We start from the raw sequence: 25,054 nt of genomic DNA, 5'->3' as shown, positions 1-25,054 counted from the left end.
CGCGGTTCGAATCCGGTCTCGCACAGCCTCGAGTGACCAAACTAAAACGACACTACTCGAGCGCCGACACTCGAGAAACGAACCGGTCCGAATCGGTGCACCGGTCGTCGCCGAGTCCCCGTCACGGCCGGGAGCGCGCTTCTAGCCGGCGAAATCGAATGCCGCGCGACAGACGCGCGTCAGACGGTCCACAACGCTTATTCACGCGGGACCGACTTGTATGATCAATGGACGGGTTAGACGACGTGTTCGGGGATCTCCATGCGAACGTCGATGCAGTCGTACTCTTTTCGCCGAGCGGCTCGTACTACGAGCGGTTTACGGACATCGAAGACCTCGAGCTGATCGTCATCGGAACCGAAAACGCCGTCGGCGCGGAGACGTTCGTCGAACTTCCGCTGGCGTTCGACGACATCAGAGAGCGGATCAAGTTCGGCCTCGAGGGCGCGTTAGAGCAGGGCCTGATCGACGGCGGCGACGAACTCCTGTGTGCGACGAACACGTTCTCGGACAGTATTGACACGCTCTCTCGCGTCCGCGCGGATGCCGAAGCCCACACGGGGATCTACGACCTCTTCGTCAAATCGCGGGCGGAGCCGGAGGTCGTCAAGGCCGTCCTCGAGTTAGCCATCGAACTCGGCAAGAAAGGGCAGAAGGGGAAACCGGTCGGCGCGCTGTTCGTCGTCGGCGACGCGGGCAAGGTGATGAACAAGTCTCGACCGCTGTCGTACAACCCCTTCGAGAAGTCCCACGTTCACGTCGGCGATCCGATCGTGAACGTGATGTTGAAGGAGTTCTCGCGGCTCGACGGGGCGTTCGTCATCTCCGATGCGGGGAAAATCGTCTCGGCGTACCGGTACCTCGAGCCGTCCGCCGAAGGGGTCGACATTCCGAAGGGCCTTGGTGCGCGCCACATGGCTGGCGGGGCGATCACGCGGGATACGAACGCGATAACGATCGTCCTCTCCGAGAGCGACGGGCTCGTGCGGGCGTTCAAGGCCGGCGAACTCATTCTGGAGGTCGATCCGGAGGCGTACTGACATGGACTGGCAGATCCTCATCGACGAACCGGCCGTGATAGCCGCGGCAGTGCTGGCGCTCGGGATCGTCGTCGGCTATCTGGTCGGGCGGCTCAACGAGGAGTTGCTGACAGCATCCGGCGTGCCGGAGACGGTCGAGGGGACCCCGTTCGAGCGGACCGCCCAGTCGATCGGGACCTCCACAGTCGGCATCGTCGCGCGATTGAGTTCGTGGTTCATCTACGGAATCGCCGTGCTCACGGCGATTCACATCGCGCAGTTGCTGGATACGGACGCGTTCTGGCTGCGCGTGACGGAGTTTATCCCGCAGGTGTTCATCGCCGTCCTCGTGCTTATCATCGGCTTCATCGTCGCGGACAAGGCAGAGCTGGTCGTCGGCGAGTACCTCCGCGGCGTCAAACTCCCGGAGGTGTCGGTCCTCCCCAAACTCGTCAAGTACACCGTCCTCTACGTGACCTTCATCATCGCGCTGGGTCAGATCGGGGTGCACGTCGTCGCGTTGTTGATCCTGTTGACGGTGTACGCCCTCGGAATCGTCTTCGTGGGAACCGTCGCCTTCAAGGACTTTCTCGTCTCGAGCGCGGCGGGCATCTACCTGTTGCTCAACCAGCCCTACGGGATCGGAGACCGGGTCCGGATCGGCGAACAGACGGGGATCGTTCAGGAGGTCGACCTGTTCGTCACGAAGATCGAGGACGACTCCGAGGAGTATATCGTCCCCAATCGGAAGGTCTTCGAGGATGGAATCATCCGGATTCGGGAGTAGAGAGATTCCGATGGAATCGCTTACGAACGGGGCACAGACCGCCACGTGAGTAGCGGGGGGTTCGAAGGTCCCACTACCGATCGGCGCTATGCAGACTCCGAACAGCGATGACCGCGTCGTCCCGCAATAGACGTCGACGAATCGATCGACGCTCACTGACGTCGTGACACCGAGTCCAGTAGCGCCGGCGGTCTGGCGAACACATCCGAGCGTTCGCTGTTGGCTCTCTCTTAGCAAATATCGCGACAGCTGTTACTGTATATTCCGATAATTCGTAACATTGTTATTGATTACCGGACTTGTCTCGAACAATCTCTCGAGATAGATACAATGTCTGAACACGGGATAATCGACCAGAAAGTGGGGCTAATCGGGGCCACGGTACTGATAATCGGAAACGTCATCGGCGTGAGCGCGTTCGTGCTCCCCGGACCGCTGGCGGGGGACGCCGGACCGGGGATCATCTTCGCGCTGTTGCTCGCGTTGATTCCGCTGACCTTCGGGATCCTCATGTCGCTGCAGTTGGGGAGTGCGATACCCGTCGCCGGAGGGAGCTACGTCTACGCGTCGCGGCTCGTGGGGCCATTCTGGGGCTTTTTGCTCCCGTGGATCACGATCCCCGGCGTCTGGGCCGGCATGCTGTTCATCGGACTCGGCTTCGCCGAGTACGCCGGATTCGTCGCCGATAACATCTCGGCCGTTCCGGCGATTCCCGATCTCTGGTTGATCTACGGGCTGCTTATCCCGTTTATCGTCCTGAACGTCCTCGGGATCAAGATGGTCGCCATCGTCCAGTTCGTGATGGTCTCGATCATCGTCGTCGGAATGCTCGCGTTCATCCTTCCCGGTGCGTTCATCGTCGATACGAACAACTACACGCCGCTGTTCCCGGAAGGGACTGGTCCGGCTATCGTCGCCGTCGTCTCGCTGTACTTCCCGCTTCGAGGCTTCCGACTCGTCGTCGAACTCGGCGAGGAGATGGAGAACCCCGCGAAGAACATCCCGCGCGTGCTCGGGCTGTCGGCCGCGGTCTCCCTCTCGCTGCTGGTCGGACTCGTCGTCGTCCTCGTCGGTTCGGCGAACTACGAGGCCCTCGGCGGGATGGACGCCGCGGTCGCAGAGGTGTCCCTGCAGAACTTCCCGACGGCGCTGACCGCGCTCGTCCTGATGGCCGCGGCGATGGGTGCGCTGACGTCGATCAACATGACCTACACCGCCTACTCGAGGCTCCTGATGCGAGCCGGCCGTGACGATATCATCCCGGGAGCGATCGCCCGCATTCACGACCGCTACGACTCGCCGTACGTGGCCGTCCTCCTGCTGGGCGTCCCGCCGTTGCTCGTCGCTCCAATTTCGCCGGGAACCGTCACGCTCTCCGTGGCGCTCTCGCTGACGATCCTGTTCGGCCTCGCCGTCGCCGGCGTCGCGCTGTGGAACCTGCCGAAGGTCTTCCCCGACCGCTATGAGTACTCGCTGTACAAGCTGCCGCCGTGGCTGCTCAAGCTCACTGCCGCGGGAGCGGTCGTCTCCGCCGCGATTCTGTGGGTGCTGGTGTCGACCCAGATTCCGGTGATGGTCGGCGTCCTTGCCGGCTGGATGCTCCTGGGGTACCTCTTCTACCGAGCCCGCATTGCGTACTTCGAAAAGCGCGGTGTCGACCTCGAGAGCCGGATGAAACGCCTTCACGAGAACGAGCAGGTGTAGGCCGGCCGTCCACGGGTCGGTTCAGCAACTGATTTTCGCCGGAGTATCGCTCACGCGTCCTCGAGCGAGAGCCCGGCGTGCCACCGATCCGCCCCCGCCTCCCGTTTGACGGCGTCCATCTTCGCCAGCAGGTGGGTCGCGAGCGTCGCCGTCTCGGCGGCGCGAGATTCGCCTTCGGTTCGGAACTCGCCGGTCTCGCGGTTCGCGTAGACGGTACAAACCGCACCGGCGCGGAGTCCGTAGATGTTCGCGATGGTCACGATCGCGCTCGCTTCCATCTCGATATTTTTGACGTTCGCTTCCTTCAACTGGTCGACGAGATCGTCCGCGCCGGCGGCCTCGAACCCCTCGAAACCGGGGCGACCCTGGCCCGCGTAGAATGAGTCCGCGCTCATCGTGATCCCGGTATGGTAGTTGTAGCCGAGTCGCTCGGCGGCCGCGACGAGCGCGCAGACGACCTCGTGGTCGGCCGCGGCGGGGTAGTCCTCTCGGACGTACTCGTCGCTGGTCCCCTCCTGGCGAACCGCGCCCGTCGTGATCACCAAATCGCCGACGTCCATCTCGGGTTGGATCGCCCCGCAGGAGCCGACGCGGATGAACGTGTCACAGCCGACGCGAGCCAGTTCCTCGACGGCGATGGCGGCCGACGGACTGCCGATCCCCGTCGACGTGACCGAGATCGGCGTTCCCTCGGTCGTCCCCGTCGCCGTCCGGTACTCGCGGTGGTGGGCCGTGACTTCGTGGTCGTCCCAGAAGTCGACGATTTTCTCGAGTCGCTCCGGATTCCCCGGGAGGAGTACGGTCTCCGCGACGTCGTCGGAGCCGACCTCGAGGTGGTACTGTACGTCGGCGTTCGGATCTTCGCTGTCGCCGGTCATTCGGACGCGGTGATTCGCACCGCCGCCGTATATAACTGCAGGGCCGACGTACCGCCGATATGGCACGCGGATTCGAGGGCGCGCTCACGGACACCTACGTGGCTGCCTTACAGCACGATCTCGTCGATCTCCCGTCCGAGACGACGCTCGTCGGCGTCGTCCGAAAACCGACGCCGTGGTTTCACGGCGCCGTCGACGAGAATCAGCCGGAACTCGGGCCGCCAGCGGCGTTGCTCGAGACGTTCCGGACGGCCGTCGACGACCTCAAAATGCGGGGCATCTGCGAGGAGGGCGCGCACAACGCCGCGTGGGACGAGGTCGGGTTCGAGGAGCGGTATCGAACCCACCTCGAGGAGTCGGCCGACGCGCGGGCGACGCTCGAGGGCCTCGAAGCCCGACTCGCGGAGGGGGAGTCGCTCGCGCTGGTCTGTTTCGAGAACACCGCGAAGAAGCGCTGTCATCGGACGGTACTTCGGGACGTGCTCGAGAAGCGGAGATGACGCTATCGTCGCGAGCTCATCTCGAGAGCGGATCGAGCGCTCGCGGGACGAAATCGACCGCGCGCACAGTAGACGCCGAGCAGGATCATCGGCACTGTGAAGAGGAGCCCGTCGAACTGATGTAGTGAGCACCCCATTCACGATCCATGCACGAGTTCGACACGGACGAGCGGTCCGAAGACGAAATCGCCCGGTTCGTCAAGACGGTCGTCACCCCGCGACCCATCGCCTGGATCAGCACGCGAACCGAGGATGGCGTCGACAACCTGGCCCCCTTTAGCTCCTACAACTACGTCTCGCTGAAGAAGCCGACGGTGCTGTTCAACACGCCCAACGGCGACCGCGACGAACTGAAAGACACCGCGCGAAACGCCCTGGATACGGGCGAGTTCGTCGTCAACGTCGTCACCGAGTCCGAGATCGAACGGATGGACCACACCTCAGCCGCGATCCCGCCCGAGGAGAGCGAGTTCGATCTGGCCGACGTCGAGCGCGCCGACTGTCGGACCGTCTCGGCCTCGCGGGTCGCGAGCGCAGCCGTCTCGATGGAGTGTACGCTGCACGACTCCCTCGAGGTCCACGATAAACTGATGATCCTCGGCGACGTCCAGCACGTCCACGTCGCCGATGAACTGCTCGCCGAGGGGGACGGAAAACTCGACATGCGCGACCTCCCGACCGTCGGCCGACTGGGCGGGCCGTACTACACCGTCTCCGATCCGGTGGCGTTCGAACGACAGTTCTGAGTGGTGGTGTTCCGATACAACGGAAGGTGCGACTCGAGGCGATACGGAGGACAGTGCACGGACTCTTGGTAGTCCGGAACTTAGAATACCGCCTCGGGGCTGGCACCGAGGGTTTCCACGTCCTCCCCAACCGACTCGCTCACTCCCGCTGGTCGTTCGCTCATCCCTCGCGAGTCACGGCACGGCTCACTGTCGTTCGCCGTACCGCAGCGCGCCGTTGATACGCAATTACGTGAGGACGGACAGCGGACTACTCGAGCATCTCCTCGGTGATCGTGTTCGGCAGCAGGTTGCCGAGCGTGTACTCCGTCGGGTCCTCGTCCTCGCCCTCGTCACAGATCACGAGGAGGTCGTCGTCGCAGAACTCGGACAGCGTCTGGCGACACATCCCGCAGGGGGTGACCCCGTCCCGGCGACCGGAGCTGACGGCGAGGCGCGAAAAGTCGCGGTGGCCGTTCTTGACCGCCTCGGCGACGGCCACCTCCTCCGCGTGGAGGCTGTTGCTGTAGTTCGCGTTCTCTAGGTTACAGCCGACGAACACCTCGCCGTCGGCCGTCTCGAGGGCGGCACCGACGGGATACTCGGAGTAGGGAACGTGGGCGGCGGACTGGACGTCGCGGGCGGCCTCGAGGAGATCGTTCATGGTTACTAGTGGCTCGAGGACGCGCAAGAAAGCATCGACCGCGACAGGCCCCGATCGAATGGGAGGCCGACTCCGAACCGACCGCGAGCGGCGTGCGCTCGCGATCAGTCCTCGCCGGACTCGTAGTTATCGCCGGCGGCGTCCGGGAGCCGGGTTTTGCCGACGAAGACGAGCACGACGATCACCGTCATGTACGGGATCGTCTGGATGAGGTCCGTCGGGACGGCGTAGCCGGCCAACTGCAGCCTGATCTGCAGGGCGTCGAGTCCGGCGAAGAGGAACGAACCGGCCAGCGCGCCGAGGGGGTGGTAGTTCGCGAACAGGTAGGTCGCGATCGCGATGAATCCGCGGCCCCCGATGTCGGTCTCGCCGCCGCCGGCGAACGTCTGGAGTTGGCCGAGCGCGAACCCGGCGCCGCCGAGGCCGGCGAACACGCCCGAGAGGAGGACCGCCATGTAGCGGACCTTTCGGACGTCGACGCCGGCCGTGTCGAGCGCCTTCGGATTCTCGCCGCTGGCGACGACCCAGCGACCGAAGCTCGTTCGGTTGAGGACGTACCAGCCGACGACGGCCGCACCGAGCATGATGTAGACCTGCGGCGGCGTGTCGAACAGCAGGTGGCCGATCAGCGGAATATCGGAGAGGACCGGGATCGTCACGGCGTCGAACCGACCGACGCCGGCCGTGTTCGGGCTGTCGAAGACGATCCGCGAGACGAACGGTGCCAGCCCGAGTGCGATGAGCCAGAGCGCGAGTCCCGCGATGATCTGGTCGGCCTTGAACTCGATACAAACGACCGCGAACAGGAAGGCGAACAGCGTGCTCACGAGCACGCCCGCGAGCAGGCCCCACCAGTGGTGAGAGATCGCGAACGTCGACTCGCCGGAGCCGAGCCAGAAGGTCACGACGATCGCGCTGAACGCCGAGACGATGAGCAGCCCTTCGATCCCGATGTTGATGACGCCGCTCTTCTCGGCGAAGATGCCGCCGATCGCCGCGAGCGCGATCGGAACGGCGAGGCGAAGCGTCGCCGCCTGCCAGCCGCCGGGGGTAATCCAGAGGAAGAGCGCGAAGGCGACCACGCCGGCGATCGTTACCGCGACCGGGTTTCGGTCGAACAGGTCGTGGACTGTGCCGATGGGATTACGCATCGGTCTCACCTCCGTCGTCACCGCCGTCCGCCCGGACGGGGTCGGACTGTCCGATATCGGTAAACTGCGTGCCGATCATCCGGAAGAACTCCGGCATCGCCACGAAAAGGATGATCAGCCCGCTCAGGATGCCGACCAGTTCCGGCGGCACGTCCGTCGCCGTGTTGATCGACTGCGATCCGCTGTCGAGGATGCCGAACAGGAACGCCGACGCGCCGACGCCGATCGGGTTGTTCCCCGCGAGAATCGAGACGGCGATGCCGTCGAATCCGTACTCCGGGACGCTCTCGAGCCAGCGGCCGGGAACCATGAGCACCCAGAAGGCGCCGCCGATCCCGCCCAGCGCGCCCGAAAGCGTCATGCTCGAGACGATCATGCGCTTCTCGTCGACGCCGCCGTAGGCGGCCGCGTCCGGCTGGACGCCGCTGGTCCGCAACTCGTAGCCGAAGGAGGTTCGGGCGAGCAGCCAGGCGATACCGATCATGAGCGCGACCGCGAACCCGAGCGCGAGCAGCGAGAAATTCATCCGCCCGCTGAAGCCGACGATGGGGATGTTCGGAATCTCGGCGTACTCGGGAATTCGACGGGTCCCCGGGTTGGAGCTGTCGGGATCCTGGAACTGCCAGGACAGCAGCGTCGAGGTGATCCCGACGGCGACGAAGTTGAGCATGATGGTCGTAATGACCTCGTTCGCGTCGGCGTAGGCCTTGAGCGCACCCGGAATCGCACCGAAGAGCCCGCCGGTGATCGCACCCGCGAGCACGCCGAGCGGGATCAACACGAGCATGCCAACGAGTCCGCCGGGGACGACCGTCGCGGCGTAGAGAACGGTCACCGCGGTCGCGAGGCTTCCGACGACCAGTTGCCCCTGTGTCCCGATGTTGAACAGTCCGGCGCGGAACGCGACCGCCACCGAGAGCCCGGTGAAGATCAGGATCGTCGTCTGCTGCAGCGTCTCCGACATGTCGAAGTTTAGCGGGTGCCAGCCGCCCTCGAGCGGATGGCCGAGCGCCCCGAGGAACAGTTCGTAGTAGACCTGCATCGGGTTGTAACAGAACGTCCAGCCGCCGAGGGTGAGCCCGGTCTGACAGGAGGCGAAGCCGCCGGAGACGAAGACGAGGACGCCGCCGATAACGATCGACGCGAACAGCGCGGCGAAACTGATCGCGATTCGCTCAAACGCCGACGCGCGAACGAGTCGGCCGAGGAGTCGTTCGATCGTCTCTCTCATCGGTTACCTCCGGTGTCGGTGCCCGTGTTCGATGCCGTGTCGTCGGTAGTCGGTGTCGGAGCGGAGTCGACACCGGCATCGGGCTGTTCGCCTGCCATGAGTAAGCCGAGATCCTCTTCGGAGAGATCGTCGGGGTCCGTTACGTCCATAAAGGAACCTTCGTAGATGACCGCGAGTCGATCGGAGAGACTTCGAACTTCGTCCAGGTTCGACGAGACGAGCAAGATTGCGACGCCCGCGCGTCGGAGATCTAACAATCGTTCGTGGATGAACTCGGTCGACCCGATGTCGACGCCGCGGGTCGGATGGGTCGCGACGAGCAGCTGCGGATCGCGTTCGAACTCGCGGCCGACGATGAACTTCTGCTGGTTGCCGCCCGACAGCGACTCGGCGTCGGCGTCGGGGTTCGGCGGCCGAACGTCGTAGGTGTCGATAATCTCCTCGGAGTGGTCGCGAACGCTGCCCCAATCGATCCGACCGCCGTCGGCGAACTCGGGTGCCCGCTGGCTGCCCAGGACGCCGTTTTCGACGAGATCGAACGGCATGACGAGCCCGCGCTCGTGGCGGTCCTCCGGAATGTACGACATGCCGGCGTCGATTCGGTCACGGCGCGACCACGCCGTAACGTCGTCGCCCTCGAGGGTAATCGCTCCCTGGTCGGGGGGCTGGAGGCCGGTGATCGCGTCGACCAGCTCGGCTTGCCCGTTGCCGTCGACGCCGGCGATACCGAGAATTTCGCCGGCGCGAATCTCGAGATCGATACCCGAGACGACGTCGACGCCGCGGTCGTCCTCGACGGCGAGGTCGTCGATCGAGAGGATCGTCTCGCCGGTCTCGTTCGGCTCGGTTTCGGCCTCGAGGAGGACCTCCCGCCCGACCATGTACTCGGCCAGTTCGTTCCGATCCGTGCGGGTCGGATCGACCGTGCCGACGGACTCCCCGTCGCGGAGGACGGTGACTTCGTCCGCGGCGTGGGTCACCTCGCCGAGTTTGTGCGTGATGAAGATGATCGTCTTCCCCTGTTCCGTCAGTTCCTCGAGGACGTCATAGAGGCCCTCGACTTCCTGCGGGGTGAGGACGGCCGTCGGTTCGTCGAGGATGAGAATGTCGGCGCCCCGGTAGAGCGCTTTGAGAATCTCGACGCGTTGCTGGGCACCGACGCTCAGATCGGCTACCGTCGCGTGCGGATCGACGTCGAAGCCGTAGCGGTCACAGAGGTCGCGAATCTCGCCGTCGATTCGGTCGCGGTCGACCGCGAGCCCGAACCACTTCGTGGGTTCGGAGCCGAGCGCGATGTTCTCCGCGACGGTCATCGTGTCGACCAGCATGAAGTGCTGGTGGATCATTCCGATCCCGGCGTCGATGGCGTCCCGCGGCGAGCCGAACGATCGTTCGGTGCCGTCGACGATGACTTGGCCCTCGTTCGGCTCGTAAAGTCCGTAGAGGACGTTCATCAGCGTCGTCTTGCCGGCCCCGTTCTCCCCGAGCAGCGCGTGGACGGTCCCGCGCTCGACCCGGAGATCGACGTTGTCGTTCGCAACGACGCCCGGAAAGCGCTTGGTGATGCCATCGAGGTTGACGGCGAAATCGCGACTCATTGCTGTCCCTGCCGTTCCCCCGTCGTCTGTTGGTCCCGTTCCCGAACCGGTCATATGCGATTACAGGTCGTCAGGGTGGTCCGGAACGTCGATCTCGCCGTCGATGATCTCCTCTCTGGAGTCCGCGACCTGTTCTTTGATCTCGTCGGGGATCTCGTCACCGAGTTCGCTGCCGTAGACGGCTTCGACACCGTCGTCCTCGAGACCGAGCTGTTCGACTTCGCCGCCTTCGAACTCGTCGTTGACGACGGCCTCGACGGCGGTGTAGATTGCCTCGTCGACGCGCTTGACCATACTCGCGATGATCACGTCCTCATAGTCCTCCTCGAGCGACTGGTCGGAGTCGACGCCGATCGCGAACCGGCCCTCCTCTTCGGCGGCCTGGAAGACGCCGACCCCGGACGCACCCGCCGCGTGGAAGACGATGTCAGCGTCTTCTTCCTGGTACATCGAGAGCGCCATCTCCTGTGCGGTGCCGGTGTCGTTGAAGTCGCCGACGTACGACGTGACGACATCGGCGTCGTCGTTTGCGTACTCGACGCCGGCCGTGAAGCCGGCCTCGAACGACTGGATCAGCGGCGACGAGACGCCGCCGACGAAGCCGACGACGTTCGCGTCGGGGTTCGTCTCGCTGTTGCCGGCCGAGAACTCCTCGGCGGTCAGCAGTCCCGCCAGGTGACCGACCTGGAACGATCCTGCCGGTTCGTCGAAACCGTAGCTTCGGACGTTATCCTCCTCGAGGACCTCGTCGATGATAATGAAGTTCTGCTCGGGATACTCGGGGGCGTTGCCCTCGAGCGCGTCTTTCTGTGCGAAGCCGATGCAACTGATCAGGTCGTAGTTGCCGTCCTCCGCGAAGTCGCGCTGTGCACCGTCGAACTCGCTGTCATCGTTCGGCTCGGCCTCACTGTAACTGACGCTGAAGTCGCTTTCCGCGTTCTGTACGCCCTGCTGGGCCATGTCGTTGAACGAGTTGTCGCCGAGCCCACCGCTCGCGTACACCATTCCGACCTGATACTCCGTCTCGGCGTCTTCGCCGAAGCCGCCGACACAGCCGGCTACCGTTGTGAGTCCTGCGATACTTGCACCAGTAAGGAACCGCCGTCGATTCTGCGCCATGGCCCTGAATAGCGTAGACCTCCGGTTTATACTCGTCGGAATCGACGAATGTAATAGTAACAGAACTAGCCAGACGACATTTGCTATTCTTTCCGAACACGACAGGAGTGAAAACCGTGGAAGCAGGAACGGTCCGCGTTGGGATCACGAGCTGTCCGCCTCGACTCGACTATCGCGAAACGGCGACCGCAGCTTCGACGACGTCGCGAGCGTCCGCGACCAGGTCGTCGACGGCGTCGCTCTCGGCGTAGATCCGCACGTACGGCTCGGTTCCGCTCGGCCGGACGAGGATCCAGGAGGCGTCCTCGAACTCGAGGCGAACGCCGTAGCTCGTATCGACGGCCGCCGCCGGGAACGCCTCGGAGAGATTGGTCTCGAGGGCAGCCATCGCGTCGACTTTGGCGTCGTCCGGACAGTCGACGCTGACCTTTCGGTAGGGACGTTCGGTGACGGGGCCGCGAAGCGTCTCCGTATCGCCGGCCGCGGCGACGAGGGCGCTGACGACCGCCGCGCTCGCGACGCCGTCGATCCAGCCGCCGAAGGCCGTGTGGATGTGTTTCCACGGCTCCGCGGCGAAGACGACGGCCGTCTCGTCGTCGTCCGCTGTCCCACGGCGCTCTCGAGCGATACCCTCGTGAAGCGCGCCGAGTCGGACCCGCTCGACGCGCCCGCCCGCGTTTCGGACCTGTTCGTCGATGCGCGCCGACGCGTTGGGCGTCGTCACGACGACGGGGTCCTCGGCGTCGCTCGCCGCCGTGTAGTGGGCCGCGACGAGGGCGAGTACGGTATCCTCGTGGATCACTTCGCCGTCGGGACCGAGGACGACCAGCCGATCGGCGTCGCCGTCGTGGGCCAATCCGAAGTCGAACGAACCCGTCTCCAAAAAGGCCGAAAAGTCCGACAGCGTCTCCGGCGTCGGCTTGCTCTCGCGGGCGATAAAGTGGCCGTCGACGTTCGCGTTGAGCGCGACGACGTCGGCCCCGAGTCGCTCGAGGACGTACGGCGTCGCGACCGAGCCCATTCCGTTCCCGCAGTCGACGGCGATTTCGAGCCCCTCGAGCGGTACATCGTCCGCCGAGCCCTCGCTCGACGACGAGAACTGCTCGCGAACGTAGGCGACGACGGCGTCCCGATACGCGTCGAGGACCTCGAGCGTCGTCGACTCGCCCCACCGGTCCCAGCGAGCGGACTCGATCCCGTCGTCGCCCTCGACGCGGTCTTCGACGGCGCGCTCGGCGTTGCGGTCGAACTCGACACCGTTCGCGAAGAGTTTGATGCCGTTGTCCTGGGGCGGGTTGTGGCTCGCGGTGAGCATCACGCCCTTGCGGCCGCGCGAGGCGAACGCGAGCGTCGGCGTCGGTACTTCGCCGATTCGAACGACGTCTGAGCCGGCGCTCTCGAGGCCGGCTTCGACCGCCGCGGCGAGTGCGGGTCCGGTCTCTCGGCCGTCTCGGCCGACGACGAACGTCGTGTCGGGGTCGCCGGCGGCCTGTCCGACGGCGAGCGCGAGCGCTGGCGTTACCTCCTCGACTGGGCCGCGAATCCCTGCAGTCCCGAAGAGCGTCATAGCAGGCCGTTCCGCGAGGAACTACTTAGCAACGTTGCACCCGGATTCGGCCGCGCCGTCGCTACGGGATCGGCGGACGGGGGAGGGCTAGACTGAAAACGAGAGGCTGCCAGACTACCTGACCGACCGGTCGTCGACGCGGCGCGTCGACTACTCCTCGGGCATGTCGTCGATCAGGACGACCGCTTCGCCGTTGATGACGGTCGCGTCCTCGCTCTCGTTCCGGATGATCGTCTCGAGACGGTACTGCCTGTTCCCGAGGTCTTCGACGATCTCGACGCGGGCGGAGACGCGGTCGCCGATGCCGACGGGACCGCTGAACTCGAGGTCCTGGGAGAGGTAGATCGTGAGTCCCGGTAGCCGCGCCAGCGCGGCGCTGATGAGACCGGAGACGAGGGTGCCGTGGACGATCCGTTCGCCGAACCGCGTGCCGGCGGCGAACTCCTCGTCCAGGTGCAGTCGGTTCGTGTCGCCGCTGACGTGGGCGAACGCCCGGACATCGTCCTCGCTCAGGACTTTCTCGAAGGTGACGGTGTCACCGACGCTGATGTGGGCAGGGTCGTCGACCGTCCGGTCGAACTGCCAGTCGAGGTGGGAGTGATCGATCGAGGGGATCGAGGCGGCGACGGTCTCGGTGTCGGAGCCGTTCGATACGCCGGGTGTCAACATTGCGGACATGGCTGCACGGTTCGCAGCGGTCGCACCTTCGAAAAAGGTCTGGGCCATCGACGTCCACGCGTCCGTCATGGCAGCGAAGTTGTGTTTCGCAGTCTTCTCGTGGGACATCTATTGGTCGGTAGGTGTGTGGAGGTTATGACTTCTTTGGCTGAACCAGGACGGCTTTAAACCAGTTGTAAACGATTATTAGCTGTTTTCGTGCGTTCGTCCGCCACTCGATTGATCGAATGCGCATCGAACTGCCGACTGCTCGAGAGTCGTGTGAGAGATATCCGATCCATCGTTAACCATTAGATGGTATCAGATGGTTTCTGGTGGAAAGCCTTATCAGGTCCGAACCCATACGTACTGTTGATGACGGACGACTCCGACCGATCGCTCTGGTTTCCGCCTGCGATGTTCACCGAACAGATGCAGGAGGCAGGCGAGCAGGTTGCCGAATCCCAGCAGGAGATGATGAAGAAGATGCTGCAGGCCAGCGGCTCGAACCCGTTCGATACCGGCTCCAGCTTCGGCCCGATGAACATGGGAACGGCGACGTTCAAAGCTCGCGTCCAGAGCGGCGGTCGGATCAGCATTCCCGGCCCGGAACGGGAAGCCCTCGACATCGAAGAGGGCGATATCGTCCAAACGATCGTCGTACCCGTCAAACGCAACCGAGAGGATCAATCATGACTCAGAACCCATTCACCGCCGTCTTCGACGCACAGCGCACCGCACTCGAACAGTCCCAGAACCTCACCCACGACGCCCTCGAGGCCCAGAAGTCCTCGATCAGCGCCTTCGGCGACGCCGTCGAAAGCTCCGGCGCACTGTTCGAATCCAACGCCGAACTGACCAAGGGCGCCGTCCACGCCTACTTCGACGCCCTCGAGGCCTCGATGCCCGAGCAGGCCGCCGAGTTCGACGATCTTCGCGAACTCGTCGACGAAGGCTTCGACTCCGCGACCGACGCACAGCACCAGTCGCTCGAGGCCGTCGTCGAGGCCATCAACGAGTCCGAGGCCGCCTACGACGAGTTCGCTGCCAGCTACTCCGAGGTCGTCGACAACTCCTTCGACGCCGCACTCGAGGCCCACGAGCAGGTCGAAGCGAACGTCGAATCCGTCGCCGAAAACGTCGACGAAGCCGCCGAAGAGTTCGACGTCTCAGCGTAGACCGCAGCATCAGGCGCAGCTTTTTCAGCACCGAACCCCAATTTTAGCACAATGACAGATTCACAGCCCCAGGACCAGAACTGGAACGCAGTCGTCGAACAGTGGAACGAACAGTTTATGGACGCGATCGAGGAGAACATGGAAGCCCAGGCCCAGTTCGTCGAGAGCTGGTCCGAGGCCGTCGGCGAGGCCACCGAGGAGAACGAGGTCTCCGAGGGCGTGGAGGGCTACGCACGGGCCTACGAGACGTGGATGAACGCCTCCCAGCAGATGGTCGAGCGGATGAACGATCAGATGGACGGCGAGGAGGTCGACATGGAGGAGTTCCGCGACATCTGGCTCAACACGGCCAACGACGCGTTCAAGGACGTCATGTCGACGACCGCCTTCGCTCGGATGACCGGCGAGACCGTCGGCGACATCCTCGAACTCCAGCAACAGGCTGACGAGGCCTCACAGGAGACGCTCAGCCAACTCGGCTTCGCGACCGAAGACACCGTCGTCGAGGTCGGCGACCGCCTCGTCGAACTCGAGCGCCGCCAGCACGCCGTCGAGCAGAAACTCGACCGCGTTCTCGACCACCTCGAGGAGGAATGATGAACCCGTTCACATCCGTCCTCGACATGCAGCGCCAGGCCTGGGAGGCGACCGCCGAGCTGGCCGACAAGAGCAAAGTGGCGCCCGAGCGAACCGAGACCCTCGAGAACGTCGAGGTCGGTCAGACGCCGAGTGAGGTCGTTTACGAGGAGAACAAACTCCAACTCCTCCACTACGAGCCGATGACCGAGGAGCAACACGATATCCCGATCCTCGTCACGTACGCGCTGATCAACAAGCCGTACATCCTCGACCTCCAGCCGGATCGGTCGGTCGTCCAGACGCTGCTCGAGGCCGGCTTCGACGTCTACCTGATCGACTGGGGCGAGCCATCGAAGCTCGACCGCACGCTGGGTCTCGACGACTACGTCAACCGCTACATCGACAACTGCGTCGACGTCGTCCGCGAGCGCTCCGGACAGGACTCGATCAACATCCTCGGCTACTGTATGGGCGGCACGAAGTCGGCGATGTACGCCGCGCTCTACCCAGAGAAGGTCAAGAACCTCGCGCTGATGGCCGCCGGCCTCTGCTTTGCCGGCGACGGCGGCGTGCTCGAGCTCTGGGGCGCCGACGACTACTACGACCCCGAAACCGTCACCGACACCTTCGACAACGTTCCCGCCGAATTCCTCGACGTCGGCTTCGCGCTGATGGATCCCGTCGCGAACAACGTGACGAAGTACGTCCGGTTCTACGACAACATGGAGGACGAGGACTTCGTCGAGAACTTCGCCCGGATGGAGCGCTGGCTCGACGAGGGGATCGACGTCGCCGGCAAGGCCTACGAGGAGTTTATCCGCGACATCTACCAGGAGAACAAGCTCTACAAGAACGAACTCTACCTGAACGGCGAGCACGTCGATCTCACGAAGATCGACATGCCCGTCCTCCAGATCGTCGCGGAGTACGACCACCTCATCCCGCCGGAGGCGTCGAAGCCGTTCAACGACGTTATCAGCTCCGAGGACACCGAGATCCTCGAGTTCGCAACGGGCCACATCGGGATGTCCGTCTCCTCGCGGAGCCACGACGAACTCTGGCCGCAGGTCAGCGAGTGGTTCGAGGCGCGCTCGAACGGAACGGATATCGAAGCCGAACCGGAGACCCCGGAGCCCGAGGAGAAGGACGCCGCACTCGCCGAGGACGTCGCCGGAGACGAATCCGGTCCTGCGGATCTGACGGACGGCGGCGCGGCGGTCGAAACCGACGTCGGCGTCGAGACCGAATCGGACGGGATCGACACGGAGACGACCGACCGAACCGACGCGGAAGTTGCCGCGCGCGGTGAAGACGACGTTCAGGAAACGCCCGCAGAGCCGGGCGAGATGGCCGTCGACGAAGACGTCGTCGAAGAGGTCGCCGGCGAGGACGCCGCCTCCGAAATCGCGTCCGAGACCGACGATCTGACCGATCTCAGCGGCGTCGGGCAGGCGTACGCGGACGATCTCACCGAAGCCGGTATCGAAACCTTCGATCAGTTAGCCGATGCCGACACCGCGGAGTTGGCCACCGAAACCGGTATCTCGCCCAGCCGAATCGAAGACTGGATCGAGCAAGCCCGGAATCGATAGCACCACTGCGGTAGCCGGCGGTTCGCGCGACCACACCGTGCTATCGAACCCGACCTCGCGAGTTTCTCACGTTCTCTCGCCGACGTATATCCCGATGCCTAACATGTTGTTATTTATCGCCGGACGTTGAACGGGTGTACCATGTCTATGGATGGGCGGACCTGTGTTATCACCGGCTCGGCGCGCGGGATCGGACGCGGTATCGCGGAGTACCTCGGCGCGGAGGGTGCAAACGTCGTGATCAACTACCGATCGTCGGAAGAATCGGCGCTCGAGGCGGTCGACGCCATCGAATCGGCGGGTGGGAGCGCCGTCACCGCACGGGCCGACGTCGCCGACCGCGAGGAGGTCGTACACATGCGCGAGGTCTGTCACGACGCGTTCGGCCCGGCCGACGTCTTGGTCAACAACGCCGGGATCACGGCCGACGAACAGTTCACCGAGATGACCCGCGAGGAGTGGGATCGCGTCATGGACGTCAACCTCGGCGGGATGTTCAACTGTACGCAGGAGTTCTACGACGACATCTGGAACGCCCACGAGGGGAGACTGGTCAACATCTCGAGCGTCGTCGGCAAACAGGGCAACTTCGGACAGGCCAACTACGCCGCCGCCAAAAGTGGGATGTTCGGCTTCACCCGCACCATCGCCCTCGAACTCGCCAAAGGCGGGTCGACGGCCAACTGCGTCGCGCCCGGCTTCACCGCGACTGATATGCTCAAGAGCGTGCCGGATCACGTCCTCGAGCGAATCATCTCGGGCATTCCGCTCGAACGGCTGGCCGAAGTCGAGGACATCGCCGCCGTCGTTCGCTTCCTCGCCAGCGAGGACTCGAGTTACGTGACGGGCGAAGTGATCGACGTCAACGGCGGGATGGACCTCTAGTCGGCGTCGTAACGCGGATTTACTCCCGAGCTATCGAGCGCGTACGGCGTTCGGTTGCCGTTATTCGTAGCTGTTGATTCCGTTTCGACGCTCGAGACGGGTTCGTACACCCTCGCAGCTAAAATATATTTTAGCTAACATATATTCCGTCGGGAGCCCTCCTTGCTACTGATGCAATCAGAAACGAACTTCGAGACGAGTTTCCTCGAGCCGAACGGCCTCCAGTCGATCGACTACGGGAGACGATCCGATCGAGACGACGGGGGGACCGACCCGCATACGCTACCGAACGAGATCAAAACGGGAACCACGACGGTCGGTGCCGTCGGTGCGGACGGCGTCGTCCTCGCGGCGGACACGCGAGCCAGTCTCGGTGGCCGGTTCGTCACGAATCGGTCGGCGCGGAAGATCGAACCCGTCGCCGACCGAACGGCCGTCGCCTTCTCGGGCAGCGTCAGCGACGCGCAGTCGTTCGTTCGACACCTTCGCGCCGAACTCCGAGAGTACGAGTTACGCCACGGCGACGCCGCGTCGGTCGAAACGGCCGCGACCGTGGCCGGCGACCTCGTTCGACGCGGCCCCTACCGAATCCTCGACCTCGTGCTCGCCGGCGTCGACGACGGCCCGGCGGTCTACCAGATCGGCGGTGGCGGCGGCGTCATGGAAACTGCGTACGCGGCCAGCGGCAGCGGCATGCAACTCGCCTACGGCTCGCTCGAGGGGAGCTACGAGCCCGACCTCCCGCTCGCGGACCTCCGCCGCGTCGTCGCGACCGCCGTAGAGAGTGCGACCGAGCGCGACACCGCCAGCGGCGACGGGATGACGATCGCGACGAGTACCGCCGACTCGCTCGACCTCGAGCAGTTCGGGAGCGTCGCCGACGGCGTCGCGTCGACGGCCGACGGGGCGGGAGCCGCCCGGTCGAACGATCCGAACGCGATCGACGAATCCGACGAGGAGGTGCGCTGAGATGGACTCGAGTGCACCACAGCAGGCCTACGACCGCGGCAACACGATCTTCTCGCCGGACGGCCGGCTCTACCAGGTCGAGTACGCTCGCGAAGCCGTCGAACGCGGCTCGCCGAGCGTCGGCGTCGTGACCGACGACGGCATCGTCCTCGCGGCGCGAAAGCGCGTTCGCTCGCCGCTGCTCGAGGCGGACACGATCGAGAAGATCCACGAGGTCGACGACCACCTCGCGATCGCGTCCGCGGGCCACGCGGCCGACGCGCGACAGCTCGTCGACGTCGCGCGGCGGGTCGCCCAGCACCACCGGGTGCGATACGGCGAGCCCATCAGCGTGGAATCGCTCGCGACCCACCTCGCGGATCACGTCCAGGAACACACCCAGACGGGCGGGTCGCGACCGTTCGGTGCGGCACTCCTCGTCGCCGGCGTCGATCCCGGTCGTCCGGGCGGTGCTAACGGAGAACCGCGACTGTTCGAAGTCGATCCCAGCGGCACGCCTTACGGCTGGCGGGCCGTCTCGATCGGGAACGGCACCGATACAATCAGGGGGTTCTTCGAGGAGCGGCTCGAGGGCGACCTCTCGGGAGAGATGCGAGGGGGAATAGTCGCGGCACTCGAGGCGCTCGCGACGACGGCGGAGAGCGACCTCGAGCCGGAGAGCCTCGACGTGTGGACGATCGATTCGGACGCGGCGACGGTCGAGCGGCTGTCCGCCGACGAGATCGTGGCGGTCCTGGCTGAGCTCGAGCCCTAACGCCGAATCGCTCGAGACCCTCGCTTTGGAAGTTACAAGGCTAAAACCCCGCCTTCAGGGCGGGGATACAGCCGACAACTCCTACACAATCTATCGTCGATGGTACTGCCGGATATTCCACGTTCGGTCGTTACATTTAATAATTAATTTTTCATAACTAGTTATGAACACAGTTCCGATGCTGGAGACAACTCGCACCTATCGAGCGAAAATCGTCAACCACTCCCAAGTGAGTGGCGACCTCGATGACTGCGGATTCTCTGCGTCGAAACTGTGGAACGTCGCCCGATACTACACGCAAGGCCGATGGGACGACGACGGGGAAATCCCCGACGACGGCGAACTCAAGGAACACGAACGATACAGGGACTTACATTCTCAATCCAGTCAGCGAGTTCTCGAAGAGTTTGCTGAGTCGTTCACCAGTTGGTACAAAGCACGCCAACGAGGAGACGAGGACGCCAATCCACCCGGCTACCGCAAACACGGCGACAACCACCCGCGCTCCACCGTGACGTGGAAACAGAAGGGTATCAAGCACGACGAAAAGCACAACAAACTCCGTCTGAGCAAGGGCTTCAATCACAAGTCGTCACCCTCACAGACTTCATCCTCTGTGAGTACGAGACACGACCGGACGTGACCGTAGAGAATATCCAGCATGTTAGGGCCGTGTGGAATGGCGACCACTGGGAACTCCACCTCGTCTGCAAAGTCGAAATTCCCGTTGAAGACGCACCCGGTGACAACACCGCTGGAATCGACCTCGGCATCAAGAACTACCTCGCCATCGCCTACGACGATGGGGACGCCGAGTTGTATCCGGGGAACGTGCTGAAACAGGACAAGCACTACTTCACCCGCGACGAGTACGATACCGAGGGCGAAAACGGCCCGTCGCGTCGTGCGCTTCGCGCCCGTCAGACGTTGTCCCGACGGAAAGACCACTTCCTGCACGCACTCGCCAAGCACATCGTAGAGCGGTGCATCGACCACGAGGTCGGGTGTATCGCTATCGGTGACTTGAGCCAAATTCGTGAGGAAGAGAACGGCGAGGCTCGAAACTGGGGTAAGCGTGGGAACAAGAAACTTCACGGATGGGAGTTCGACCGCTTCACTCGTTTGCTCGAATATAAGGCGGCGGAACACGGCATCCTCGTAGACCGAACGAGTGAGCGAGACACGTCGAAGACGTGTTCGTGTTGTGGTCGGAAACGTGATGCGAATCGGGTGGAGCGTGGATTGTACGTCTGTGAGTCGTGTGGTACGACGATGAACGCAGACGTGAACGGCGCGGTGAATATTCGCAGAAAGATAACTCAGAGTCTCCCAACGGGGGATATGAGTAACGGTCGTTTGGCACGGCCAGTAGCCTACCTGTTCAACCAAACCTCTGGGTCGTTCCACTCGAGGGAACAGGTGGGTTGCAAACCGTAATATCCCAACGCTAAGCAAATCGGATATTTGCGAGGTACGCGAACCTTCGATTCGCTTGACTCGGGAATCCTCGCCCTTCAGGGCGGGGAGGATGTCAACCCTCGACTGTCGCCCGCTGGACGTCGACCACGTCGAGCCCGTCGTCGACGTACAGCGCGAGCACCGCATCCTCGAGTTCGACGGCGACCCGAACCGCGAGCGGGTCCTCCGAGAGCACCGTTTCGGCCCACTCGTGGCCGACGTTCCAGATCGGTCGCTCCCGAACGTCCCGGTCGTGCTCGTGGTAGAACGAGACGATCGCCGGGTGCTCGAGCAGTGCCAGCGTGACGGGACAGCGCGCTTCGGTGCCGCAGGTGGAACACTCGAGGACGGCCTGGACGTGATCCGCGTGCTCGGATGGCAACTCGTCGGCGACCGCAGCCGATGGCGTTTCGAGTCGGGTGTCGACGGCGCCGGCACACTCGGCACAGACGCCGTCGCGCATGAGCGCGAGCCGGTGACGGTGGTGGCGGTCGAACGCCTCGGGAACGCTTCGTCCGTGAGACTCGAGTCCCGACGGCGGAAAACCGAGTTGCAACAGTCGGCGCTCGCAGTCGGCACAGGCCACGGTCACGACGTTGTCGGTCGACTCGGCCTCGAGCGCCTCGCGAGCGCAGAACGGACACGCCTCCTCGAGTGCGATCGGCGGGTGGTCGACCCGATGGGTGTAGGTACCGGTGGCGATCGCCCGGGCGATCTGCAGTCCGGCGTAGGTAAGTTCGTATCCCGCCACGCGTTCCCCGGAACCCTCGCTCCCGTCCGCCGCATCCTTTCGGAGGTACGGACCGACGAGTTGCTCGAGGTGATAGGCGAAGCCGGCCGACGTGTCTACCCCGGAGGCGTCGAACAGTTCCGAGAACGTGGCTCGCGACGGCTCGTCACCGTCGGTTCGCTCGAGCATCGTCTCGAGAATCCCCATCCGAATCTCGTTGCCGAGCGCCTGGAAGGCGTCGCTGGGAGCCGATAACTGTTCGGTTCGGCCGGTTTCGAGGGCCGTCTCCGACGGCTCGTCCACATCTTCGGCGGACATATCGTCGCAGTAGGTGCTCGAGGAAAATGTACGTTCCGCGCGGCAACCGGCGTCAAGCGCTGACTCCCCGTCATCTCGGCGCGTAGACGCGTGTCGCCAGCGGCACGAAGACGACGAGTAGCGGGAGGGTGTAGACGACGAGACTCATCGGATCCGGCGGGGAGACGATCGAACCCGTGACGTAGGCGGCGACGCCGCCGATTCCGAACGCCCCGATCCGGCGTTCGGTTGGTCCGGGTGGGTCGTCTCGAGCGGGTAGTCGACGTCTGTACAGCAGGTAAGCGGGGATGGTTACCGGGGCGAGGACGAACGTGAGTGCACCCCAGGCAAACCCGCTCGCGCCGCGGGCGTTCGCGTCGGCAGCAACCACGTAACAGAGACAGAGGCTGGCCAGTACCACGAGAAGCAGCGTAGATAGCACGAGCGCCGACCAGAGATCAGGGACGACCACGATCATTTTCCGTGACGCGTCCTACGAAAATAACTATTGGCATTGTACCGTGGCGAATCGGCGTGTGACGTCGACCGAGACGAGCCGTTCGAGCGCGTTACGTCCGCTCTTTCTCCTTCGCGAGCACCTGCACGTTCTCGATGCCAGTCGACGGATACTGACCGTCCGCGTCCTTCTCGACGGCTTTGACCATATCCCAGACGACGTTCAGGCCCGTCGTGACGCCCTCGAGCGCCTCCATCTCGCAGCCCGTTTTACCGGTGGTTTCGACGCCGACCTCGAGTTCGATGCGCTCCTCCGCGAGCGAGAAGTCGGTATCGACGTTGGTGATCGGAATCTGGTGGCACATCGGGATCGTCTCCCAGGTGTGTTTGACGGCCTGGATCGCGCCGATGCGGGCGGTCGCGAGCACGTCGCCCTTGCCGACCTGATCCTCGCGAATCGCCTCGATCGTCGACGGCTGGAGGTGGATTTCCCCGATCGCAACGGCGCGGCGTTCGCTGTCCGGTTTGTCGCCGACGTCGACCATCTGGACGTCGCCGTCGTCGGTGGTGTGCGTGAGTTCGTCGGCCGCGGCTTCCCCGGACGACTCCGCCGGGTTCGACCGGTCCTCACTCGAGTCCGCTGCGTTCGATCGGTCCTCACGCATCGGCCCCACCCCACAGTGCCGCAGGAATCTCGTCGAGCATATCGGAGGCGAGGAAGCCGAACGCCTCAGTGCTTGCGATTCGTTCACCCGCGAGGCCGTTGACCTGCGCGCCCGCCGCCGCGGCGTCGAACGGTTCGGTGTGTTCCATCAGGGCCGCGACGATGCCGGCCAGCGTGTCGCCGGTTCCGCCGACTTTCATGCCGACGGTGCCGGAGCGGCTGATCCGCGTCCGCTCGCCGTCCGTGATCACGTCGGTCGCGCCCTTCGCGAGGACGATATGACCCAGATCGGCCGCGAAAGATTCGATCTCGTCCGCTGCGGCGGCCAGATCGTCGGTATCGGGCCCCCCCATCCGGGCCAATTCGCCGCGATTAGGCGTACAGACCAGCGTCGCGTCGGTCTCGAGGTCGGGCACGACTCGCAAGGCGTCCGCGTCGACGACCACGCGGCCGTCGTAGGACTCGAGGAACTGCGCCGCGGCCTCGAGCGTTTCGTCGGCGACGCCCAATCCGGGGCCAAGCACGACGACGTTGTCGTACTGCTCGGCGGTTTCGAGGAGCTCTTCTGTCCGTTCGGGCGTGAGCACGTCCTCCTCGTAGGGCTGGACGATGAGGTCCTCGCTATAGCCCTGAATCTCGCCCGCGACGGCGTCGGGTGCGGCGACAAAGGCGAGTTCCGCGCCGGCCCGAAGCGCCCCCTGCGCGGCGAGCGCCGGCGCGCCCGTGTAGGGTCCGCCGCCGATGACGTATGGTCGGCCGTCCCGGCCGTCGGGTCGGGCGAGCGAGATGTCTCCCGGACCGACGTAGCGCTCGGCCGCTGTGGGGATGCCGATATCGGCGACCGTGAGGTCGGCGTCAAGGTCCTCGAGCCCCGGTTTCGCGTCGTGGAATGTGATGACCCGATCGGCCTCGACGCCGTTGTCCGCGTGGTCGCCGCCGTTCGCATCGAAGCCGGACGGGACGTCGACGGCGACGACGGTGACGTCGGCGTCGTTGATCGCCCCGGCTGCAGTCGCGGCGGGCTCTCGGAGGTCCCCGCTGATTCCGGTACCGAGCATCGCGTCGACGATCGCGTCACAGTCGGGGAGGTCGAACTGGCTCGAGTCCGTGATCTTCCGCGTCTCGTACTCGCTTTGCTGGAGGGCGTCCCAGTTCTCGCGAGCGATCTCGGTTCCGATGGTCTCGGCCTTGCCGAGCAGGAGGGTCGTTACCGAGTAGTCGTCCAGAAATCGCGCGGCGACGAACGCGTCCCCGCCGTTGTTCCCGCGGCCGGCGACGATCGCGACGCTCGAGCCCGGTTCGGCGACGCTCCGAACCGTGCGGGCGACTGCGTGCCCGCTCGACTCCATCAGCTGCTTTTGGGCCACGCCGAGCGCCGCGGCGTTCTCGTCGACGGCGGCCATCCGCTCGCCTGTGATCATGCGGGAGCGTTCGACGGGCCGGCCGTTGAATATTGCGGACGACACGCCGGATTCCACCCGTCCCTCTAACCAATATGGCTGGATCTAACTCAGATGTTAAATGAAAATACACTATATCTTTTCACATTCTCTATTTGAAAGCGATAGAAAAGTTTTGTATATATGGCATATTATTTGTAGTATGGATCAAGACAGAAATGAAAAACGATTCAATAGAAGAACCGTTTTAAAAGCAACCGCAGTCGGTACTACTGGGAGTATATTTGTCACACCAAATGCTGCAGCATCATACGGACGTGATGCAGACGACATTATGGCCCAAACTCTCCAGATTCGGGAGCAGTCTGGAGATAATGATGCGTTTGATGAATTCTTGGAGTCCCATGGGTTTACTATTTCCAGAGAACATCATGAAGAGGAAATTAAGAAACTCGCAGAAAATGATGAATTTTCTTCTGAGAAATTAAAACA

Annotated in this window: 24 protein-coding genes and 1 pseudogene; 13 read left to right on the top strand and 12 right to left on the bottom strand. The window is 63.9% G+C overall.

Annotation, left to right across the window (positions count from 1 at the left end; translation table 11 throughout):
- Positions 1–227: 227 nt before the first annotated feature.
- The 3 genes from dacZ to ACSFC5_RS06005 all read left to right on the top strand — a co-directional run bounded on the left by dacZ (position 228) and on the right by ACSFC5_RS06005 (position 3,510).
- A complete protein-coding gene (gene dacZ / locus ACSFC5_RS06015; RefSeq protein ID WP_440764337.1) occupies positions 228–1,040 on the top strand; it encodes a diadenylate cyclase DacZ in 813 nt (270 codons plus the stop codon).
- A gap of 1 nt (position 1,041) precedes the next feature.
- Positions 1,042–1,806, top strand: a complete 765-nt coding sequence (locus tag ACSFC5_RS06010) for a mechanosensitive ion channel family protein (protein WP_440764336.1) — start codon at positions 1,042–1,044, stop codon at positions 1,804–1,806.
- 330 nt (positions 1,807–2,136) lie between these two features.
- Entirely contained in the window at positions 2,137–3,510 is a 1,374-nt protein-coding gene (locus ACSFC5_RS06005; RefSeq protein ID WP_440764335.1) for an APC family permease, read from the top strand.
- Positions 3,511–3,560: 50 nt separating this feature from the next.
- Here ACSFC5_RS06005 and ACSFC5_RS06000 read toward each other — a convergent pair whose 3' ends face one another.
- Positions 3,561–4,388 carry a nucleoside phosphorylase gene (locus ACSFC5_RS06000; RefSeq protein WP_440764334.1) on the bottom strand — a complete coding sequence of 276 codons (828 nt, stop codon included), beginning with the start codon at positions 4,386–4,388 and terminating at the stop codon, positions 3,561–3,563.
- Positions 4,389–4,447: 59 nt separating this feature from the next.
- Here ACSFC5_RS06000 and ACSFC5_RS05995 point away from each other — a divergent pair, with 59 nt between their 5' ends.
- Entirely contained in the window at positions 4,448–4,888 is a 441-nt protein-coding gene (locus ACSFC5_RS05995) for a DUF488 domain-containing protein (RefSeq protein ID WP_440764333.1), read from the top strand.
- A gap of 146 nt (positions 4,889–5,034) precedes the next feature.
- Positions 5,035–5,634 carry a flavin reductase family protein gene (locus ACSFC5_RS05990; protein ID WP_440764332.1) on the top strand — a complete coding sequence of 200 codons (600 nt, stop codon included), beginning with the start codon at positions 5,035–5,037 and terminating at the stop codon, positions 5,632–5,634.
- A gap of 250 nt (positions 5,635–5,884) precedes the next feature.
- Here ACSFC5_RS05990 and cdd read toward each other — a convergent pair whose 3' ends face one another.
- The 7 genes from cdd to ACSFC5_RS05955 form a co-directional block, all read right to left on the bottom strand.
- The gene (gene cdd / locus ACSFC5_RS05985; RefSeq protein ID WP_440764331.1) at positions 5,885–6,277 is read right to left on the bottom strand and encodes a cytidine deaminase; all 393 of its coding nucleotides are present in this window, start codon (positions 6,275–6,277) and stop codon (positions 5,885–5,887) included.
- 104 nt (positions 6,278–6,381) lie between these two features.
- The gene (locus ACSFC5_RS05980; RefSeq protein WP_440764330.1) at positions 6,382–7,428 is read right to left on the bottom strand and encodes an ABC transporter permease; all 1,047 of its coding nucleotides are present in this window, start codon (positions 7,426–7,428) and stop codon (positions 6,382–6,384) included.
- Positions 7,421–8,659: an ABC transporter permease gene (locus tag ACSFC5_RS05975; RefSeq protein WP_440764329.1), complete on the bottom strand. Its 1,239-nt coding sequence runs from the start codon at positions 8,657–8,659 to the stop codon at positions 7,421–7,423. The genes ACSFC5_RS05980 and ACSFC5_RS05975 overlap by 8 nt, the downstream gene beginning before the upstream one ends.
- Positions 8,656–10,311 (bottom strand): ABC transporter ATP-binding protein, encoded by a 1,656-nt coding sequence (locus tag ACSFC5_RS05970; protein ID WP_440764328.1) that lies wholly within the window; start codon positions 10,309–10,311, stop codon positions 8,656–8,658. The genes ACSFC5_RS05975 and ACSFC5_RS05970 overlap by 4 nt, the downstream gene beginning before the upstream one ends.
- A 6-nt stretch (positions 10,312–10,317) precedes the next feature.
- On the bottom strand, positions 10,318–11,376 hold the full coding sequence (locus ACSFC5_RS05965) for a BMP family lipoprotein (RefSeq protein ID WP_440764327.1): 1,059 nt from the start codon (positions 11,374–11,376) through the stop codon (positions 10,318–10,320).
- 169 nt (positions 11,377–11,545) lie between these two features.
- Complete coding sequence (locus ACSFC5_RS05960) at positions 11,546–12,943, bottom strand: phosphohexomutase domain-containing protein (RefSeq protein ID WP_440764326.1); 1,398 nt, start codon at positions 12,941–12,943, stop codon at positions 11,546–11,548.
- A gap of 150 nt (positions 12,944–13,093) precedes the next feature.
- Complete coding sequence (locus tag ACSFC5_RS05955; RefSeq protein ID WP_440764325.1) at positions 13,094–13,729, bottom strand: MaoC family dehydratase; 636 nt, start codon at positions 13,727–13,729, stop codon at positions 13,094–13,096.
- A 246-nt stretch (positions 13,730–13,975) separates the two neighbouring features.
- Here ACSFC5_RS05955 and ACSFC5_RS05950 point away from each other — a divergent pair, with 246 nt between their 5' ends.
- From ACSFC5_RS05950 to ACSFC5_RS05915, 8 genes and pseudogenes are all read left to right on the top strand, one after another.
- Positions 13,976–14,296: an AbrB/MazE/SpoVT family DNA-binding domain-containing protein gene (locus ACSFC5_RS05950; RefSeq protein ID WP_440764324.1), complete on the top strand. Its 321-nt coding sequence runs from the start codon at positions 13,976–13,978 to the stop codon at positions 14,294–14,296.
- On the top strand, positions 14,293–14,778 hold the full coding sequence (locus ACSFC5_RS05945; RefSeq protein WP_440764323.1) for a hypothetical protein: 486 nt from the start codon (positions 14,293–14,295) through the stop codon (positions 14,776–14,778). Before ACSFC5_RS05950 ends, ACSFC5_RS05945 begins: the two co-directional genes overlap by 4 nt.
- Positions 14,779–14,829: 51 nt before the next feature.
- Positions 14,830–15,375, top strand: coding sequence for a poly(R)-hydroxyalkanoic acid synthase subunit (locus ACSFC5_RS05940; protein WP_440764322.1), 546 nt, complete (start codon positions 14,830–14,832; stop codon positions 15,373–15,375).
- Positions 15,372–16,949 carry a class III poly(R)-hydroxyalkanoic acid synthase subunit PhaC gene (gene phaC / locus ACSFC5_RS05935; protein ID WP_440764321.1) on the top strand — a complete coding sequence of 526 codons (1,578 nt, stop codon included), beginning with the start codon at positions 15,372–15,374 and terminating at the stop codon, positions 16,947–16,949. The genes ACSFC5_RS05940 and phaC overlap by 4 nt, the downstream gene beginning before the upstream one ends.
- A gap of 141 nt (positions 16,950–17,090) precedes the next feature.
- Positions 17,091–17,834 (top strand): beta-ketoacyl-ACP reductase, encoded by a 744-nt coding sequence (locus ACSFC5_RS05930; protein WP_440764320.1) that lies wholly within the window; start codon positions 17,091–17,093, stop codon positions 17,832–17,834.
- Between the two features lie 171 nt (positions 17,835–18,005).
- A complete protein-coding gene (locus ACSFC5_RS05925) occupies positions 18,006–18,803 on the top strand; it encodes a proteasome subunit alpha (RefSeq protein WP_440764319.1) in 798 nt (265 codons plus the stop codon).
- Position 18,804: 1 nt separating this feature from the next.
- Entirely contained in the window at positions 18,805–19,557 is a 753-nt protein-coding gene (locus tag ACSFC5_RS05920; RefSeq protein WP_440764318.1) for an archaeal proteasome endopeptidase complex subunit alpha, read from the top strand.
- A gap of 178 nt (positions 19,558–19,735) precedes the next feature.
- A pseudogene (locus tag ACSFC5_RS05915) lies at positions 19,736–20,994 on the top strand (RNA-guided endonuclease InsQ/TnpB family protein).
- Between the two features lie 94 nt (positions 20,995–21,088).
- On the opposite strand, the gene ACSFC5_RS05910 reads toward ACSFC5_RS05915, so the two are convergent.
- From ACSFC5_RS05910 to ACSFC5_RS05895, 4 genes are all read right to left on the bottom strand, one after another.
- A complete protein-coding gene (locus ACSFC5_RS05910; protein ID WP_440764317.1) occupies positions 21,089–22,063 on the bottom strand; it encodes a DUF7351 domain-containing protein in 975 nt (324 codons plus the stop codon).
- Positions 22,064–22,133: 70 nt separating this feature from the next.
- Positions 22,134–22,514 (bottom strand): hypothetical protein, encoded by a 381-nt coding sequence (locus ACSFC5_RS05905; protein WP_440764316.1) that lies wholly within the window; start codon positions 22,512–22,514, stop codon positions 22,134–22,136.
- 97 nt (positions 22,515–22,611) lie between these two features.
- Positions 22,612–23,163, bottom strand: coding sequence for a cyclic pyranopterin monophosphate synthase MoaC (gene moaC / locus ACSFC5_RS05900; RefSeq protein WP_440764315.1), 552 nt, complete (start codon positions 23,161–23,163; stop codon positions 22,612–22,614).
- A complete protein-coding gene (locus ACSFC5_RS05895; RefSeq protein ID WP_440764314.1) occupies positions 23,156–24,583 on the bottom strand; it encodes an NAD(P)H-hydrate dehydratase in 1,428 nt (475 codons plus the stop codon). The genes moaC and ACSFC5_RS05895 overlap by 8 nt, the downstream gene beginning before the upstream one ends.
- Between the last annotated feature and the right edge of the window lie 471 nt (positions 24,584–25,054).

Origin of the sequence: Natronorubrum marinum, from assembly GCF_052040125.1 — an archaeon.
Taxonomy (GTDB): Archaea; Halobacteriota; Halobacteria; order Halobacteriales; family Natrialbaceae; genus Natronorubrum.
Note: the sequence above shows the minus strand (reverse complement) of the source record. Positions and strands in the feature narration are given on the sequence as shown.